Origin of the sequence: Variovorax sp. LjRoot290, assembly GCF_964253985.1 — a bacterium.
In the GTDB taxonomy this organism is placed as follows: domain Bacteria; phylum Pseudomonadota; class Gammaproteobacteria; order Burkholderiales; family Burkholderiaceae_C; genus Variovorax.
In genome coordinates, this window is sequence record NZ_CAXURW020000001.1 from 2399952 (window position 1) to 2416223 (window position 16272).

Below are 16272 nucleotides of genomic sequence, written 5' to 3' on the forward strand. Positions count from 1 at the left end.
GGTTTTTGCTTGGACGGATACTGGCGGGTCCTCCATTTTGACAGCTCAGGCCCGCCCATGAAGACACGCACCGAACGCGACACCTTTGGCCCCATCGAAGTACCGGCAGACAGGCTCTGGGGCGCGCAGACCCAGCGCTCGCTGCAGAACTTCGACATCTCGGGCGAGCAGCAGCCGCGCGAGATCATCAAGGCCCTGGCGCAGGTCAAGCGCGCCTCGGCAGTGGTCAACCATGCGCTCGGCCTGCAGGACGAGACGAAGACGAAGGCCATCGTCGCTGCGGCCGACGAAGTCATCGCCGGCACGCATCCCGAGGAGTTCCCGCTGGTCGTGTGGCAGACCGGATCCGGCACGCAGACCAACATGAACGTCAACGAGGTGCTGGCCAACCGCGCGAGCGAGCTGCTGGGCGGCGAGCGCGGGGAAGGACGTCTCGTGCATCCGAACGACGATGTGAACCGCAGCCAGTCCTCGAACGACGTGTTCCCGACCGCGATGCACGTGGCGGCGGTCGACGCGATCACCAACCGGCTGTTGCCCGCCATCGCCAGGCTGCGCGGAACGCTGGAAAAGAAATCGCAGGACTTCGCCGACATCGTGAAGATCGGCCGCACCCATCTGCAGGATGCGACGCCGCTCACGCTGGGCCAGGAATTCTCGGGCTACGTGGCGCAGCTCGCGCACGGCGAAGCCCACGTGCGCGCCGCGTTGCCGCACCTGTGCGAGCTGGCGCTGGGCGGCACCGCGGTCGGCACCGGGCTCAACGCGCCCAGGGGCTATGCCGAGCAGGTGGCGGCCGAGCTTGCCAGGCTCACCGGCCTGTCTTTCGTCACCGCACCGAACAAGTTCGAGGCCATGGCCTCGGTCGATGGGCTGGTGCATGCGCACGGCGCGCTCAAGACCCTGGCCGCGAGCATGACGAAGATCGCCAACGACGTGCGCTGGCTCGCGAGCGGCCCGCGCAGCGGTATCGGCGAACTGAGCATTCCCGAAAACGAGCCGGGCTCGTCGATCATGCCCGGCAAGGTGAATCCGACGCAGAGCGAGGCGGTCACGATGCTGGCGGCGCAGGTGATGGGCAACGACGTCGCGATCAACATCGGTGGTGCCTCGGGCAACTTCGAGCTCAACGTATTCCGCCCGATGGTGGCGCACAACTTCCTGCAGAGCGTGCGCCTTTTGGCCGACGGCATGGTGAGCTTCAACGACCACTGCGCGGTGGGCATCGAGCCCAACCGCGAGCGCATCGCCGAACTCGTACAGCGCTCGCTGATGCTGGTGACGGCACTCAACACGCACATCGGCTACGACAAGGCGGCCTTCATCGCGAAGAAGGCGCACAAGGAAGGCACGAGCCTGCGCGAGGCGGCGGTAGCCTCAGGTCACCTGACCGGGGAGCAGTTCGATGCCTGGGTGGTGCCGGAGAACATGACCGGGCGATAGACGCTCAGTGATTGGCGGAGGGCGAGGGTGCCATCAGCTTGTCGGTCACCGCGATCGCCATCGCCGACAGCAGGAAGGTGATGTGGATCGCGGTCTGCGCGATCAGCACCCGGTCGGTGTAGTTGTCGGCGTTGATGAAGGTCTTGAGCAGGTGGATCGAGCTGATGCCGATGATCGCGGTGGCCAGCTTGACCTTCAGCACCGAGGCGTTCACATGGCTCAACCACTCGGGCTGGTCGCGATGGCCTTCGAGGTTCATGCGGCTCACGAAAGTCTCGTAGCCGCCGACGATCACCATGATCAGCAGGTTGGAGATCATGACCACGTCGATCAGCGCCAGCACCACCAGCATGATCACGGTTTCGTTGAGCGTCGTGATCGGCGCGGCGGTCTTGTACCCGATGCTGGTGATGAGCAGTTGCAGCGCATCCTGGCTGCCGAACGCGGCCTCGACCAGGTGGAAGAGTTCGACCAGGAAGTGCAGCACGTACACGCCCTGTGCGACGATCAGGCCCAGGTACAGCGGCAGCTGCAGCCAGCGGCTGGCGAAGATCAGGTTGGGCAGCGGGCGCAGGGGCGAGACGTTGCCGCTGTTCGAGGTGGTGGGGTCGAGGGTGGACATCGGGTCGTTGTGGGCGGGAAACGCGCGATTCTAGGGTGTGCGCGAGCGCCCCGGTGTCACGCTCCTGTCGTTAACATGGAGCGTCAGTCATCCGTAAGTGCGGCCGCCGACATTAACGCCCGTCAATTGACAGGTACAGGAGACGAAGAATGAGCAGTGCACCGACGACGATCGAGTCCACCCTGGTCGAGAACCGCGTGTTTCCGCCGGATGCCCGTGCCACGCAGGGTGCGCGCATCGCGAGCATGGCGGCGTACGACGCGCTATGCAAGGAAGCCGCCGACGACTTCGAGGGCTTCTGGGCCCGCCAGGCGCGAAGCAACGTGGTGTGGACCAAGCCCTTCACCCGCACGCTCGACGAATCGAACGTGCCTTTCTACAAATGGTTCGACGACGGCGAGCTCAACGCCTCGGCCAACTGCCTCGACAAGCACATCGGCACCGCGGTCGAGAACAAGACCGCGATCGTTTTCGAGGCCGACGACGGCGCTGTCACCAAGATCACCTACAAGGAGCTGCTGGCTCGCGTTTCGCAGTTCGCCAATGCGCTGAAGGCGCAAGGCATCCAGAAGGGCGACCGCGTCATCGTCTACCTGCCGATGGCCATCGAGGGCGTGATTGCGATGCAGGCCTGCGCCCGCATCGGCGCCACCCACAGCGTGGTGTTCGGCGGTTTCTCCGCGAAGGCGCTGCAGGAACGCATCATCGATGCCGGCGCCGTGGCGGTCATCACGGCCAACTACCAGCTGCGCGGCGGCAAGGAACTGCCGCTCAAGGCCATCGTCGACGACGGCATCGCGCTCGGCGGCTGCGAATCGATCAAGACCGTGCTGGTTTATCAGCGCACCGCGACCGCCTGCAACATGGTGGCCGGCCGCGACAAGACCTTCGACGAGGCGCTCCAGGGCCAGAGCACCGAATGCGCGCCGGTGCCGGTCGGCGCCGAGCATCCGCTCTTCATCCTCTACACCTCGGGCTCGACCGGCAAGCCCAAGGGCGTGCAGCATTCGACCGGCGGCTACCTGCTGTGGGCCAAGCTCACGATGGACTGGACCTTCGACGTGCGCCCCGAAGACGTGTTCTGGTGCACCGCCGACATCGGCTGGATCACCGGCCACACCTACGTGGCCTACGGCCCGCTCGCCGCGGGCGCGACGCAGGTGGTGTTCGAGGGCGTCCCGACCTTCCCGCATGCGGGCCGCTTCTGGCAGATGATCGAGAAGCACGGGGTCACGATCTTCTACACCGCCCCGACCGCGATCCGCTCGCTGATCAAGGCGGCCGACAGCGACGAGAAGGTGCATCCCAAGAACTGGGACCTGTCGTCGCTGCGCATCCTCGGCACCGTGGGCGAGCCGATCAATCCCGAAGCCTGGATGTGGTACTACCGGAACGTCGGCGGCGAGAAATGTCCGATCGTCGACACCTTCTGGCAGACCGAGACCGGCGGCCACGTCATCACGCCGCTGCCGGGCGCCACGCCGCTTGTGCCGGGCTCCTGCACCTTGCCGCTGCCGGGCATCATGGCCGCGATCGTCGACGAGACCGGCAAGGACATCCCGCACGGCGCCGGCGGCATGCTGGTCATCAAGCGGCCCTGGCCCTCGATGATCCGCACCATCTGGAACGACCCCGAGCGCTTCAAGAAGAGCTATTTCCCCGAGGAAATGGGCGGGACCGTCTACCTGGCCGGCGACGGCGCGGTGCGCAGCGCCGACCGCGGCTACTTCCGCATCACGGGACGCATCGACGACGTGCTCAACGTGTCGGGCCACCGGCTCGGCACGATGGAAATCGAATCCGCGCTGGTCGCCAAGACCGACCTCGTGGCCGAAGCCGCCGTGGTCGGCCGGCCCGACGACGTGACCGGCGAGGCGGTATGCGCCTTCGTCGTGCTGAAGCGCGGCCGCCCGAGCGGCGACGAGGCGAAGCAGATCGCCGCCGAGCTGCGCAACTGGGTGGCCAAGGAAATCGGCCCGATCGCCAAGCCGAAGGACATCCGCTTCGGCGAGAACCTGCCGAAGACGCGCAGCGGCAAGATCATGCGGCGCCTCTTGCGCAGCATCGCCAAGGGCGAAGCGATCACGCAGGACACCTCGACGCTCGAGAACCCCGCCATCCTCGAACAGCTCGGCCAGGCTTACTAACGGCCCCCACGCTCCGTCACTGCGTGTACTCGCTGCCCCCCGAGGGGGCCGCAGGCCGCCTTGGGCGGCCCGGCGCCGGCCTGGGGATTCGCAGCCGCGCCCCTGTCCGACAGGGCATTGGCGCCGGATGCGTTACAACAGCCCATTGATTGTTGAGGAGACATCCATGGGATTGAGAACAGGCGTGCTGCTGGTGGTCGTGCTGCTGATCGCGGCGCTCGCGGCCTTGAACTGGGGCCTGCTCGTCACGCCCACCGCCATGTCGGTCGGCTTCATGCAGATCACGGCGCCCTTCGGGTTGATCATGCTGGGCCTCACGGTGCTTCTGAGCATCTTCTTCGTGGCCTACATCGTCTACCTGCAGACCACGGTGCTGCTCGAAACGCGGCGCCACACGAAGGAAATGCAGGCCCAGCGCAGCCTGGCCGACCGGGCCGAGGCTTCTCGTTTCACCGAGCTGCGCAGTTTCCTCGAGACCCAGGAGAACGTCCACATGGCGCGCAATGCCGAGCGGCATGCGGCGCTGCTGGCGCGCGTGGAGCAGCTGGAGACGATGATCAAGCTGCGCTCCGACCGGACCGACAACACGCTGGCAGCCCACATCGGCCAGCTCGAAGATCGCGTCGACCGCCGGGCGGCGACGGCGACGGTGGCGTCTTCGCCGCCCGTGGGCATGCCACCGCCGGTCTGAGGCCCGCGCTACTTCGTCAACAGGATCCAGGCCGCCAGCTTTTTCGCGTCCGCTTCGCTGACCTGGTTGTTGGCCGGCATCGGCACCTGTCCCCAGACGCCCGATCCGCCCTTGATGATCTTGCCGGCGAGCATGTCGGCCGCGCCCTTGTTGTCCTTGTACTTGGCCGCGACTTCCTTGAACGAAGGGCCGAGGATCTTGCGCTCGACCGCGTGGCAGCTCATGCAGTTCTTCGAGGTGGCCAGGGCCAGGTCGGCAAGGGCGGGTGCGGCGGAAGCCAGGCCCAGGGCGGCCAGCAGAAGCGCTCTTTTCATGAAGTCCTTGTCGCGTGGGTGCGTTAAAGTCGATCCAACGCGATTGTAGGTAGCGCGGTGCACGGTCCGCCGCGATGCGGGCCTGGAAAACCGGAGGGATTCTCTATGTGGTTTCTGTTGCTGGGCCTTCTTGGCGTGGCCCTCAAATACTTCGAAGTCGGCTTCGTGGCCCAGTGGGACTGGTGGATCGTGCTCTTCCCCTTCGCGCTGGCCGCGGCCTGGTGGGCCTGGGCCGACTGGTCAGGCTACACCAAGCGCAAGGTGGTCGAACGCGAAAACGCGCGCCGGCAGGACCGCATCGACCGGCAGCGCAGCAATCTGGGCCTTCTGACCAGCCGTTCCAACCGCCGCCGCCGCGGCGGACGCTAGAGCCCGAAACAGCGTCGTCGGCCTGGGCTTTGTCGTGTTCGGCACCAGCGCGTGGGTGTTGGCAGGGTGATCAGTACTTGTCGAGCACCGCACCCGAGCTCGCGCTCGATGCATTGAACGCGAACTTGGCCTGCACGCCGCGCGTGTAGCGCGGGGCAGGGGCCTTCCATCCTTCCCGGCGCTTCGCGAGTTCGGCGTCGGACACGTTGAGTTCGAGCTTGAGCTGGTGCGCGTCGATGGTGATCGAGTCGCCCTCGTTGACGAAGGCGATGGTGCCGCCGGCCGCAGCCTCGGGCGCCACGTGGCCGACCACCATGCCCCAGGTGCCGCCCGAGAAGCGGCCGTCGGTGATGAGGCCCACGCTTTCGCCGAGGCCGGCGCCGATCAGCGCGCCGGTGGGCGCCAGCATCTCCGGCATGCCGGGGCCGCCCTTGGGGCCGAGGTAGCGCAGCACCATCACGTCGCCGGCCTTGATTTTGCCGTCGAGGATGGCCTGGAGCGCCGACTGCTCGTCGTCGAACACGCGCGCCGGGCCGGTGATGACCGGGTTCTTGAGGCCGGTGATCTTGGCCACCGCGCCCTCGGGCGAGAGGTTGCCCTTGAGGATGGCCAGGTGGCCCTCGGCGTACATCGGATTCGTGATCGGGCGGATCACGTCCTGGTCGGCACGCGGCTGGTCGGGCACGTCCTTCAGCACCTCGGCGATGGTCTGGCCGGTGATCGTGATGCAGTCGCCGTGCAGCAAACCCGCGTTCAGCAGGATCTTCATCACCTGCGGGATGCCGCCGGCCTGGTGCAGGTCGACCGCGAGGTACTTGCCGCTGGGCTTGAGGTCGCACAGCACCGGCACCTTCTTGCGGATGCGCTCGAAGTCGTCGATCGACCATTCCACGCCCGCCGCGTGCGCGATGGCGAGGAAGTGCAGCACCGCGTTGGTGGAGCCGCCGGTGGCCATGATCACGGCCACCGCGTTCTCGATCGCCTTCTTGGTCACGATGTCGCGCGGCTTGATGTCCTTCTTGATGGCCTCGATCAGCACCTTGGCCGATTCCTTGGCCGAGTTGGCCTTCTCGTCGTGCGGGTTGGCCATGGTCGAGGAGTAGGGCAGCGAGATGCCGAGCGCCTCGAAGGCCGAACTCATGGTGTTGGCCGTGTACATGCCGCCGCAGGAGCCGGTGCCGGGGATCGCGCGCTTCTCGATTTCCTTCAGGTCCTCGTCGCTCATGTTGCCGGCGGCGTTCTGGCCGACCGCCTCGAACACGCTCACGATGTTGAGGTCCTGGCCCTTGTAGCGGCCCGGCAGGATGGTGCCGCCGTAGACATAGATCGCCGGCACGTTGGCGCGCAGCATGCCCATCAGGCCGCCGGGCATGTTCTTGTCGCAACCGCCGACCACCAGCACGCCGTCCATCCACTGGCCGCCGACGCAGGTCTCGATGCAGTCGGAGATGACCTCGCGGCTCACCAGCGAGTACTTCATGCCTTCGGTGCCCATGGCCATGCCGTCGGAAATGGTCGGCGTGCCGAAGACCTGCGCGTTGCCGCCGGCTTCCTCGATGCCGGCGATCGCGGCGTCGGCCAGCTTCTGCAGGCCCGAGTTGCACGGCGTGATGGTGCTGTGGCCGTTGGCCACGCCGACCATCGGCTTCTTGAAATCGCCTTCCTCGTAGCCCATCGCGTAGAACATCGAGCGGTTGGGCGCGCGCGACTTGCCTTCGGTGATGTTGGCGCTGCGGGCGTTGATCTTGATCGTCTGGGTGGCCATGGTGTCTCTGGTCTTGAATCGGGGGAAGGCAAGTATCGGACGATTGACTGATTGGTTCCAATCCGAATTTCAAGCCCGATTGATATGCTCGGCATATGAAAGAAGCCTGGATCGACTTGCGCGCCTGGCGCCAGTTCCTCGCGGTGGCCGAGGAGCTGCATTTCGGCCGCGCCGCCGCGCGCCTGCACATGACGCAGCCGCCCGTCACGCAGGCCATCGCGCAGCTCGAAAAAACGCTGGGCGTGCGGCTGTTCGACCGCACCCGGCGCCGGGTCGCGCTCACGCCCGCGGGCGAGGCGCTCTTGCCCGAGGTGCGCGAGCTGCTGGCGCGCGCGCAGGCGCTGCCCGTGCGGGCGAAGGCGGCGGCGGCCGGTGAAGTGGGGCGCGTGCGGCTCGCCTTCGTCTCGACCATCGGGTTCGAGCGGCTGCCGGCCTGGGTGCGCGAATTCCGCGTGAGCTGCCCCGAGGTCGCGCTGGAACTGGTCGAGGCCACCGGCGACGTGCAGCTCGAAGCCTTCGCCCGCGGCGAGATCGATGCCGGCCTGATGCTGCATTCGCCCGGTTTCGCGCCGCCCGGCCTGGAGCGGCTCGCGGTGTCCGAGGAGCCGCTGGTGCTGGCGTTGCCGGCGAAGCATCCCCTGGCCCGGATGCCGAAGCTGCCGCTGGCCGAGGTGCTGGCCGAGCCGCTGGTGATCTTTCCGCGTCGCATCGTGCCCTCGCTGCACGACGCGATCTTCGGGCTCTACCACGCGGCCGGCCTGGCGCCGCGGGTTGCGCAGGAAGCGATCCAGATGCAGACCATCGTGAACCTGGTGTGGGGCGGACTCGGCGTGGCCTGGGTGCCGGAGAGCGTGACGCAGTTCCGGCGCGCCGGCGTGGTCTACCGCGCTGCGACCGAGTTCGCGCCCACTGGACGGCGAAAGACCGCCGTCTTGCCCGGCTGCGAGACCAGCCTGGTCTGGCCCGGCCACACCGACAACCCGGCGCTCGCCCGCTTCGTGCGATTCGTCCAGGAGCAGGGACTGTCACATCCGTGGGCACAATAGGCCGATGCTCACGTACCCGCAGATCAATCCCGTCGCCCTGCAGCTCGGGCCGATCGCCATCCATTGGTATGGCCTGACCTATCTGGCCGCCTTCGCGCTGTTCTACTTCCTCGGTACGCGCCGGCTGCGGCACGAGCCCTTCCGTTCCATCACCGGACCGGGCGCCTGGACCCGCAAGGACCTGGAGGACATCCTGTTCCTCGGCGTCATGGGCGTGATCGTCGGCGGCCGGCTCGGCTATTGCCTGTTCTACAAGCCCGGCTACTACCTCACGCACCCGCTGGAGATATTCTTCGTCTGGCAGGGCGGCATGAGCTTCCACGGCGGGCTGCTCGGCGTGATCGCCTCGATGCTGTGGTTCGCACGTTCGCGTGCGCGGCCGTACTGGCAGGTGATGGATTTCGTGGCGCCCTGCGTGCCCACCGGGCTGGCGGCCGGGCGGGTGGGCAATTTCATCAACGGCGAGCTGTGGGGGCGCTTCAGCAGCCCCGACCTCCCATGGGGCATGGTGTTTCCGCAGAGCGGATCGATGCTGCCGCGCCACCCCTCGCAGGTCTACCAGTTCCTGCTCGAAGGCCTGCTGCTGTTCGCGATCCTCTGGCTCTATGCACGCAAGGAACGGCGCGAGCGGCGCGTGTCGGCGGTGTTCCTGATCGGCTACGGGCTGATGCGCTTCATCGCCGAATACTTCCGCGAGCCCGACGACTTCCTGGGCCTCCTGGCGCTCAACATGAGCATGGGGCAGTGGCTTTGCGTGCCGATGATCGTGTTCGGCATCTGGCTCTATGCCAGTGCACCCGCGGCGCGCTCAGCCGCAGCAGTGGCACGCGGCTGAGCGCGCCGCGGGCGCCAGGGTATCTCCGGAGGCAGAGATGCTTTGCCTTCTTGCGTCCGAGTTCTCATAATTACGTGTAATTACCGAAAATCACCGACGAAGCTCCCGATCTTTCATCCGCCATGCGCCTGGTCCACAACTCGCTGCACCACGAAGTCGCCGCCACGCTGCGCGAGGAGATCTTCGCCGGCACGCTGGCGCCGGGCAGCTTCGTCGACGAGGCGCCAGTGTGCGAGCGGCTTGCGATCTCGCGCACGCCGCTGCGCGAGGCGCTCAAGGTGCTGACGGCCGAGGGCCTGCTGCGGCACGAGCCGCGGCGCGGCTGCTTCGTGGCCGAGGTCACGCAGCGCGACCTGGACGACATCTTTCCCGTCATCGCGCTGCTCGAAGGGCGCTGCGCCTGGCAGGCGGCACGCAACGCCAGCGATGCCGAGCTGCTGGCACTCGAAGCCATGCACGACAAGCTCGCGAAGCACGCACGCGCCAAGCGCATCAACGAGTACTACGCGACCAATTTCGCGATCCACGAGGCGATCATCATGCTGGCCGATAATCGCTGGCTGGCGCAGGTGATCGGCGATTTGCGCAAGATCCTCAAGCTCGCGCGCCTGCAGCAACTGCATGCGCCGGGGCGGCTCGAACAGAGCCTGTCCGAACATCTCGCGGTGTTCGCCGCGCTGAAGGCGCGCGACAGCGACGGCGCCGAGGCCGCGATGCGCACCCACCTGAACCGCCAGCGCGAAGCCCTGCGGGCCATCGCGCTCCAACAGAAAGCGAAGCTGATCTCATGAATGCCAGCGACTGGATCACCCGCAGCGTCTCGCGCCTGCGTCCCGGCAGCGATGCCGCCGAAGTCAAGAAGCCCGCAGTGCCCGAAGCGAAGCCGAAGCCGGCGCCCAAGGCGGCCGCCACCGTCGGCCCGCGTCCGCTGGCCGAACGGCTGGAGGCCACGCTGCGCCGCCATGGCGAGGCGCTGGCGCCGCGTGCCTTGCGGCGCGCGCTCACCGAGTTGCAGGCGGTGGTCGACTCGAGCGTGAGCGAGGTGGAAGCAGGACGCCGCGCCCATGCGGTCGTGAAGTGGTACGCCGGGCGCGAACTCGACGAGCGGCGCGACGTCTGGCTGCTCATGAGCGAACGCTTCGCGCCCGATCTGCAGAAGGTCAGCAGCGCGCGCGACCGGCACGGGGCCGCGATGGGTACGCCCGACGAGGCCCAGGCCGAGGTGCACCTGCGCCGCGCGCTGGTCTCGCCGCGCGCGCGGCTGCTGCAGCGCTTCGCCATCGACCCCGACGGCATGCGCTTCCTGGTTGATCTGCGTGCCGAGCTGCTGCCGCACCTGAAGGGCGACCGGCGCCTCCTGCCGCTCGATGCCGAGCTCGAGCACCTGTTCTCCACCTGGTTCGACGTCGCCTTTCTGGACCTGCGCCGCATCAGCTGGGATTCGCCGGCCTCGCTGATCGAGAAGCTGATCCAGTACGAGGCGGTGCACGACATCAAGAGCTGGGCCGACGTCAAGAACCGGCTCGACAGCGATCGCCGCTGCTACGGCTTCTTCCACCCGCGGCTGCCCAACACGCCGCTGATCTTCGTCGAGGTCGCGCTGGTCGACCACATCAGCGAAGGCATCGTGCCGCTGCTCGACGAAGCCGCCGCGCCGGTCAAGCACGACCGCGCGACGACTGCGATCTTCTATTCAATCAGCAACACCCAGAACGGCCTGCGCGGCGTGAGCTTCGGCGATTCGCTGATCAAGCGCGTGGTCGAGGAACTGCAAAAAGAGATGCCGCGCCTGAAGATCTTCGCGACGCTGTCGCCGGTCCCGGGCTTTCGCGGCTGGCTGACGAAGAACGCGGGCTCCCTGCTGGAGCGGCTCGACGAGAAGCGCGCGACCGAGCTGGGCCGCGTGATCGGGTCCCTGCCGCCCACCGCCGAGCGCGTGCTGGCGGCGGCCGAGGAGGCGAGTGCGCTCGATGCCAAATCGCCGGTGCGCCAGCTGCTGATGAATGCCGCCGCCGAGTACCTCGGGCGGGCCACCGCCGAGGGCAAGCCGGTCGATCCGGTGGCGCGCTTCCACCTGGGCAACGGCGCGCGGGTGGAGCGGCTCAACTGGGCCGGCGATCCCTCGCCCAAGGGGCTGAAGCAATCCTACGGACTCATGGTCAACTACCTCTACGATCTGAAACGGCTCGACAAGCACCGCGCCCTGCTCGCACAGGGCAAGGTGGCGGTGTCGGGCGAGGTCGACGATCTTTTTCTCAAGGGCTGAGGCGCCCGACGGTTCATCACAAAAGGAGACAAGGCAATGACCCCAAGCTTCCAGCGGCGCGACATATTGCGCCTGGCCGCGGCCGCGGCCGCCGTTCTGGGCGGGGGCGCACGCGCCCAGGCCAGCTGGCCCGCCAAGCCGGTGACGATGGTGGTGCCCTTCCCGGCCGGCGGCGGCACCGACGCCTTCGCGCGACCCTTGTCGGCGCAGTTCGCCAAGGTCGCCGGCCAGACGCTGGTGATCGACAACCGCGGCGGCGCCGGCGGCACCCTGGGCGCGAGTATCGCGGCCAAGGCGCAGCCGGACGGCTACACGCTCTTCATGGGGGCGGTGCACCATGCGATCGCGCCCTCGGTCTATCCCAAGCTCGACTACGACATCGAGAAGGATTTCGTGCCGCTGATGCTGCTGGCCAGCGTGCCGCAGGTGGTGGTGATCAACCCGAAGCGGGTGAGCGCGACCACGCTCAAGGACTTCGTCGCCGAGGCCAAGAGGAATCCCGGCAAGCTCAACTACGCCTCGGCCGGCGCCGGCACCTCGCACCACCTGGCGGGCGAGCTCTTCAAGCTGCAGACCGGCACCTTCATCACCCACATTCCCTATCGCGGCGCGGGTCCGGCGCTGCAGGACCTGATCGCCGGCAATGTCGACTGCATGTTCGACGGCCTGGGCTCGTCCTCGCAGCACATCAAGGCCGGCCGCATCAAGGCGCTGATGATGTCCGGCGCCAAGCGCAACCCCGCCTTCCCCGACGTGCCCAGCGCAGCCGAGGTCGGCCTGCCGGACTACACCGTGACCACCTGGTACGGCCTGTGGACGCCGAAGGGCACGCCGGCCGAGGTGCAGGCGAAGATCGTCGACGAGATGAAGAAGGCGCTCGCCACCGAGGAGCTGAAGGCCATCTGGGCCAACAACGGCGCCGAGATCCCGAACCTCGTGATGGCGCCCTATGGCAGCTTCGTCAACTCCGAGATCAGGCGCTGGGCCGGCGTCGTGAAAGCTTCTGGCGCCAAGCTGGAATGACGGCCTCGGTCAGGCTCGAGCGCGAGGGCGCGCTTGCCTTCGTGACGCTGGCCCATCCCGGACGGCTCAATGCCATGTCGCGCGCGATGTGGCGCGAACTGCGCGCCGTGTTCGAGCAGGAGCTCGCGCAAGACGACGCCACGCGCTGCGTCGTCGTGCGCGGGGAGGGCGCTGCCTTCTGCGCCGGCGGCGACATCTCCGAGTACCCCTCCTTCCGCTTCGATGAAGCCAGCCTGCGCGACTTCCACGAGAACGAGGTCTGGGGCGCGCTGGCCGCCATGCTGGCCTGCGAGCTGCCGCTGGTCGCGCAGATCGAGGGCGCCTGCATGGGCGCCGGCCTGGAGATCGCGAGCTGCTGCGACATCCGCCTGGCCGGCGAATCATCGAAATTCGGCGCGCCGATCGCGAAGCTGGGCTTTCCGATGGCGCCGCGCGAGGCGGCCCTGGTGCGTGTCGCCATCGGCGACACGCTGGCGCGCGACATGCTGCTGGCCGCCGGCGTGCACGATGCGCGCCGCCTCTACGACGCTGGCTTTGTGCTGAGCGTGCTGCCGGATGCGCAGGTCGCTGCGGGAGCGCTGGCGCATGCGCAGCGCATCGCCGCGCTGGCGCCGGAGGCTGCGCGCCTCAACAAGCGGACCTTCTTCGCCGGCACGGTCGACCGGCTGCTCGCCAGCGCCTACGATTACGCCGATTCGCCCGAACACCGCGAGGGCATCGCCGCCTTCCTGGCCAAGCGCAACCCCGTCTTCTGACCATGACCGAAACGACCAACGCCAACCTCTACGCCGCGCTGCGTGCGGCCTTCCCCGCCGATCTCGATGCCATCGCGGTCGAGACCGACGACGGCCTGTTCTATTCCTGGCGCGACCTGGAGCGCGCGAGCGCGATGATCGCGAACCTGCTCGACGCGCTGAAGCTCGACAAGGGCGCCCGCATCGCGGTGCAGGTCGAGAAGTCTGTCGAGACCATGCTGCTCTACCTCGCGACGCTGCGCGCGGGCTACGTGTTCCTGCCGCTCAACACCGCCTACCGCGGCGCCGAGATCGAGTACTTCATCGGCAACGCCGAGCCGGCGGTGGTGGTCTGCAGCAGCGCGAATGCATCGTGGGTGGCGCCGATCGCGACCGCGGCCGGTACCCGCCACGTGTTCACGCTCGATGACGACCGCACCGGCACGCTGCTCGAAGTGGCGGCGCAGTGCAGCGACCGCCACACCGTCGCGCAGAAGAAGGACGACGACCTCGCCGCCATCCTCTACACCAGCGGCACCACCGGCCGCAGCAAGGGCGCGATGCTCACGCACCGCAACCTGCGCTCCAACGCCGAGGTGCTGAAGGACTACTGGGGCTGGCACAGCGGCGCGCAGGGGGAGGGCGATGTGCTGATCCATGCACTGCCGATCTTCCACGTGCACGGCCTCTTCGTCGCCATCCACGGCGCGCTGATCAGCGGCAGCAAGATGATCTGGCTCAACAAGTTCGATCCGAAGCGCGTGGTGGCCCGGCTGCCCGAGGCGACCGTGTTCATGGGCGTGCCCACGCTCTACGTGCGCATGCTGGCCGAGCCGGGGCTGACGCGCGAGGCCTGCAACGGCATGCGTCTTTTCATCGCGGGCTCGGCGCCACTGCTGATCGAGACCTTTGAGGCCTGGCGCGAGCGCACCGGCCACACCATTCTCGAGCGCTACGGCATGAGCGAGACCGTCATGCTCAGCTCCAACCCCTACAGCGCGGTGCAGGGCCAGCGGCGTGGCGGGACGGTGGGCTTCCCGCTGCCCGGCGTCCAGCTGCGCGTGCGCGACGATGCGGGCGAGCCCTGCCCGACGGACGAGATCGGCCACATCGAGGTGGCCGGCCCCAACGTGTTCGCCGGCTACTGGCGCATGCCCGAGAAGACCAAGGAAGAGTTCACCGCCGACGGCTATTTCAAGACCGGCGACGTCGGCAAGATCGACGGGCTCGGCTACGTCAGCATCGTAGGCCGCAGCAAGGACCTGATCATCAGCGGCGGCTACAACGTCTATCCGGCCGAGATCGAGGGCTACATCAACGAAATGGCCGGCGTGGCCGAGAGCGCGCTCGTGGGCGTGCCGCATCCGGATTTCGGCGAGGTCGGCGTCGCCATCGTCACGCCCAAGCCCGGTGCGGCGCTCGACGGCGACGCGATCATCGGAGCGCTCAAGAAGAAGCTGGCCAACTTCAAGATCCCCAAGCGCTGCTTCGTCGTCTCCGAGCTGCCGCGCAATGCGATGGGCAAGGTGCAGAAGGCCCTGTTGCGCGAGCAGCACAAGGGCTTGTTCGTCTAGCTGCCGCTGCCGTAGGGCCGCGTGAGGATCTCGAGGTTGTGGCCGTCGGGATCGTTCCAGTAGACGCCGCGGCCGCCGTCGCCGTGGTTGATCTCGCCGGCATGGCGGTGGCCCGGGTCGGCCCAGTAGGACAGGCCGCGTTCGCGGATGCGGCCGAAGATCTGGTCGAACTCGGCCTCGCTCACAAGAAAGGCCAGGTGCTGCCATGGGATGTCGCCCTCGACCTGCATGTAGTCGAGGGTGACGCCGTTGTCGACCTCGACGCCCTGGAAGGGGCCGAAGGGAACGGGCGCACCGCGGCCGAGGATCTCTGCCAGGAACACCGCGGATGCCCGTGGATCGCGGGCCCGGACGATCGTGTGATTGAGCTGGATGGCCATGCGGTGGATGGTAGCGCCGGGCGCGGGTTAGCGCTGTGGCATGCAAGCTGCTTTCGACGTAAGTTTTCGCCTCTCGCCCCGCATCCTCGGAGGACTCGTGAACCGCCTGCTCAGCACCGACGCCGTGCCGCGCGATCAGCGGCTCGCGTACTGGACCGACATGATCTGCAACATCTATGTGCAGCTCGGTTGCGATCCGGTGCGCAACGGCCCGCCGGGCGACTTCGAAGGCAGCATCCGCCAGCACACGCTGCCGGCCCTCGACGTCTCGGTGGTGCGCTCGGGCGCGCAAAGCGTCATGCGCACGCCGGGCCACATCGCGCGCTCTTCCGACGACTATTTCCTGGTCGGTATCCAGACCCGCGGCCATGGCGTGGTGCGGCAGGACGGGCGCGATGCCGTGCTGGCGGTGGGCGACTTCGCGCTCTACGACAGCACGCGGCCCTACCAGCTCTTCTTCGACGACGCCTTCGAGCAGATCGTGCTCAAGCTCCCCGGCGAGCGCCTGCGCAGCGAGCTGCGCGACACAGAAGCGCTGACGGCCACGGCGGTGTCCGGCCGCGAGGGCGCGGGCCACCTGCTGATCAACATGATCGGCACGCTGCGCGAGGACATCGATGCGCTGCAACCGGCCTCTGCGCTGGCGGTTGCGAACGGCGTGCTCAGCATCCTCGTGGCCGGCCTGCAGACGCTGCCCGCGGCCCGCTCGCCGAGCCTCAGCAACCTGACCGCCTTCCATCTCGCGCGCATCAAGCGCCGCATCGACGCACAACTTGGCGATGCCGGGCTCTCGGTCGGCAGCCTCGCGGCCGAACTCGGCCTGTCGGCGAGCCAGATCCACCGCGTGTTCAAGAGCGAGCCGCTCACGCCTGCGCAGTACATCTGGGAGCGTCGCCTCGAGGCCTGCAGCCGCGACCTGCTGGAACCCCGCCTGGCCGGCCGCACCGTGAGCGAGATCGCCTATGGCCGCGGCTTCAACGATGCGGCGCATTTCAGCCGCGCATTCCGCGAACGCTTCGGTTGCGCGCCGCGCGAATGGCGGCTGGGCGGCGGCCGGCAGTGA

At 67.7% G+C, this 16272-nt stretch carries 16 protein-coding genes; 12 read left to right on the forward strand and 4 right to left on the reverse strand.

Features of this window, described 5'->3' with window-relative positions; translation table 11 throughout:
• Positions 1-57 precede the first annotated feature (57 nt).
• Positions 58-1443: a class II fumarate hydratase gene (fumC, locus tag ACSQ9A_RS12070; protein ID WP_436303817.1), complete on the forward strand. Its 1386-nt coding sequence runs from the start codon at positions 58-60 to the stop codon at positions 1441-1443.
• A gap of 4 nt (positions 1444-1447) precedes the next feature.
• Here the strand turns inward: fumC and ACSQ9A_RS12075 are convergent, their stop codons facing one another.
• The gene (locus ACSQ9A_RS12075; RefSeq protein ID WP_436303818.1) at positions 1448-2065 is read right to left on the reverse strand and encodes a TIGR00645 family protein; all 618 of its coding nucleotides are present in this window, start codon (positions 2063-2065) and stop codon (positions 1448-1450) included.
• Between the two features lie 149 nt (positions 2066-2214).
• On the opposite strand from ACSQ9A_RS12075, the gene acs reads away from it, so the two are divergent.
• Together acs and ACSQ9A_RS12085 are read left to right on the forward strand one after the other, a co-directional pair.
• Complete coding sequence (gene acs, locus ACSQ9A_RS12080; RefSeq protein ID WP_436303819.1) at positions 2215-4212, forward strand: acetate--CoA ligase; 1998 nt, start codon at positions 2215-2217, stop codon at positions 4210-4212.
• A gap of 166 nt (positions 4213-4378) precedes the next feature.
• A complete protein-coding gene (locus ACSQ9A_RS12085) occupies positions 4379-4903 on the forward strand; it encodes a LapA family protein (RefSeq protein WP_436303820.1) in 525 nt (174 codons plus the stop codon).
• A gap of 8 nt (positions 4904-4911) precedes the next feature.
• Here ACSQ9A_RS12085 and ACSQ9A_RS12090 read toward each other — a convergent pair whose 3' ends face one another.
• The gene (locus ACSQ9A_RS12090) at positions 4912-5217 is read right to left on the reverse strand and encodes a c-type cytochrome (protein ID WP_093109192.1); all 306 of its coding nucleotides are present in this window, start codon (positions 5215-5217) and stop codon (positions 4912-4914) included.
• A gap of 105 nt (positions 5218-5322) precedes the next feature.
• On the opposite strand from ACSQ9A_RS12090, the gene ACSQ9A_RS12095 reads away from it, so the two are divergent.
• Entirely contained in the window at positions 5323-5586 is a 264-nt protein-coding gene (locus ACSQ9A_RS12095) for a TIGR04438 family Trp-rich protein (protein WP_436303822.1), read from the forward strand.
• Positions 5587-5656: 70 nt separating this feature from the next.
• Here the strand turns inward: ACSQ9A_RS12095 and ilvD are convergent, their stop codons facing one another.
• Complete coding sequence (ilvD, locus tag ACSQ9A_RS12100; RefSeq protein WP_436292522.1) at positions 5657-7351, reverse strand: dihydroxy-acid dehydratase; 1695 nt, start codon at positions 7349-7351, stop codon at positions 5657-5659.
• A 95-nt stretch (positions 7352-7446) separates the two neighbouring features.
• Here ilvD and ACSQ9A_RS12105 point away from each other — a divergent pair, with 95 nt between their 5' ends.
• The 7 genes from ACSQ9A_RS12105 (at position 7447) to ACSQ9A_RS12135 (ending at position 14829) form a co-directional block, all read left to right on the forward strand.
• Positions 7447-8397 carry a LysR family transcriptional regulator gene (locus ACSQ9A_RS12105; RefSeq protein WP_436303823.1) on the forward strand — a complete coding sequence of 317 codons (951 nt, stop codon included), beginning with the start codon at positions 7447-7449 and terminating at the stop codon, positions 8395-8397.
• A 4-nt stretch (positions 8398-8401) separates the two neighbouring features.
• Complete coding sequence (gene lgt / locus ACSQ9A_RS12110) at positions 8402-9232, forward strand: prolipoprotein diacylglyceryl transferase (protein ID WP_093109196.1); 831 nt, start codon at positions 8402-8404, stop codon at positions 9230-9232.
• 122 nt (positions 9233-9354) lie between these two features.
• Positions 9355-10023 carry a GntR family transcriptional regulator gene (locus tag ACSQ9A_RS12115; protein WP_436303824.1) on the forward strand — a complete coding sequence of 223 codons (669 nt, stop codon included), beginning with the start codon at positions 9355-9357 and terminating at the stop codon, positions 10021-10023.
• Positions 10020-11498 (forward strand): malonyl-CoA decarboxylase, encoded by a 1479-nt coding sequence (locus tag ACSQ9A_RS12120; RefSeq protein ID WP_436303825.1) that lies wholly within the window; start codon positions 10020-10022, stop codon positions 11496-11498. Before ACSQ9A_RS12115 ends, ACSQ9A_RS12120 begins: the two co-directional genes overlap by 4 nt.
• 36 nt (positions 11499-11534) lie before the next feature.
• On the forward strand, positions 11535-12521 hold the full coding sequence (locus ACSQ9A_RS12125) for a Bug family tripartite tricarboxylate transporter substrate binding protein (RefSeq protein ID WP_436303826.1): 987 nt from the start codon (positions 11535-11537) through the stop codon (positions 12519-12521).
• Positions 12518-13276, forward strand: a complete 759-nt coding sequence (locus tag ACSQ9A_RS12130) for an enoyl-CoA hydratase/isomerase family protein (RefSeq protein ID WP_436303827.1) — start codon at positions 12518-12520, stop codon at positions 13274-13276. The genes ACSQ9A_RS12125 and ACSQ9A_RS12130 overlap by 4 nt, the downstream gene beginning before the upstream one ends.
• A 2-nt stretch (positions 13277-13278) precedes the next feature.
• Positions 13279-14829, forward strand: a complete 1551-nt coding sequence (locus tag ACSQ9A_RS12135) for a malonate--CoA ligase (RefSeq protein WP_436303828.1) — start codon at positions 13279-13281, stop codon at positions 14827-14829.
• Here the strand turns inward: ACSQ9A_RS12135 and ACSQ9A_RS12140 are convergent.
• Positions 14826-15209 carry a VOC family protein gene (locus ACSQ9A_RS12140; RefSeq protein WP_436303829.1) on the reverse strand — a complete coding sequence of 128 codons (384 nt, stop codon included), beginning with the start codon at positions 15207-15209 and terminating at the stop codon, positions 14826-14828. The two genes, ACSQ9A_RS12135 and ACSQ9A_RS12140, sit on opposite strands and share 4 nt — an antisense overlap.
• Positions 15210-15306: 97 nt before the next feature.
• On the opposite strand from ACSQ9A_RS12140, the gene ACSQ9A_RS12145 reads away from it, so the two are divergent.
• Complete coding sequence (locus tag ACSQ9A_RS12145) at positions 15307-16272, forward strand: helix-turn-helix domain-containing protein (RefSeq protein WP_436303830.1); 966 nt, start codon at positions 15307-15309, stop codon at positions 16270-16272.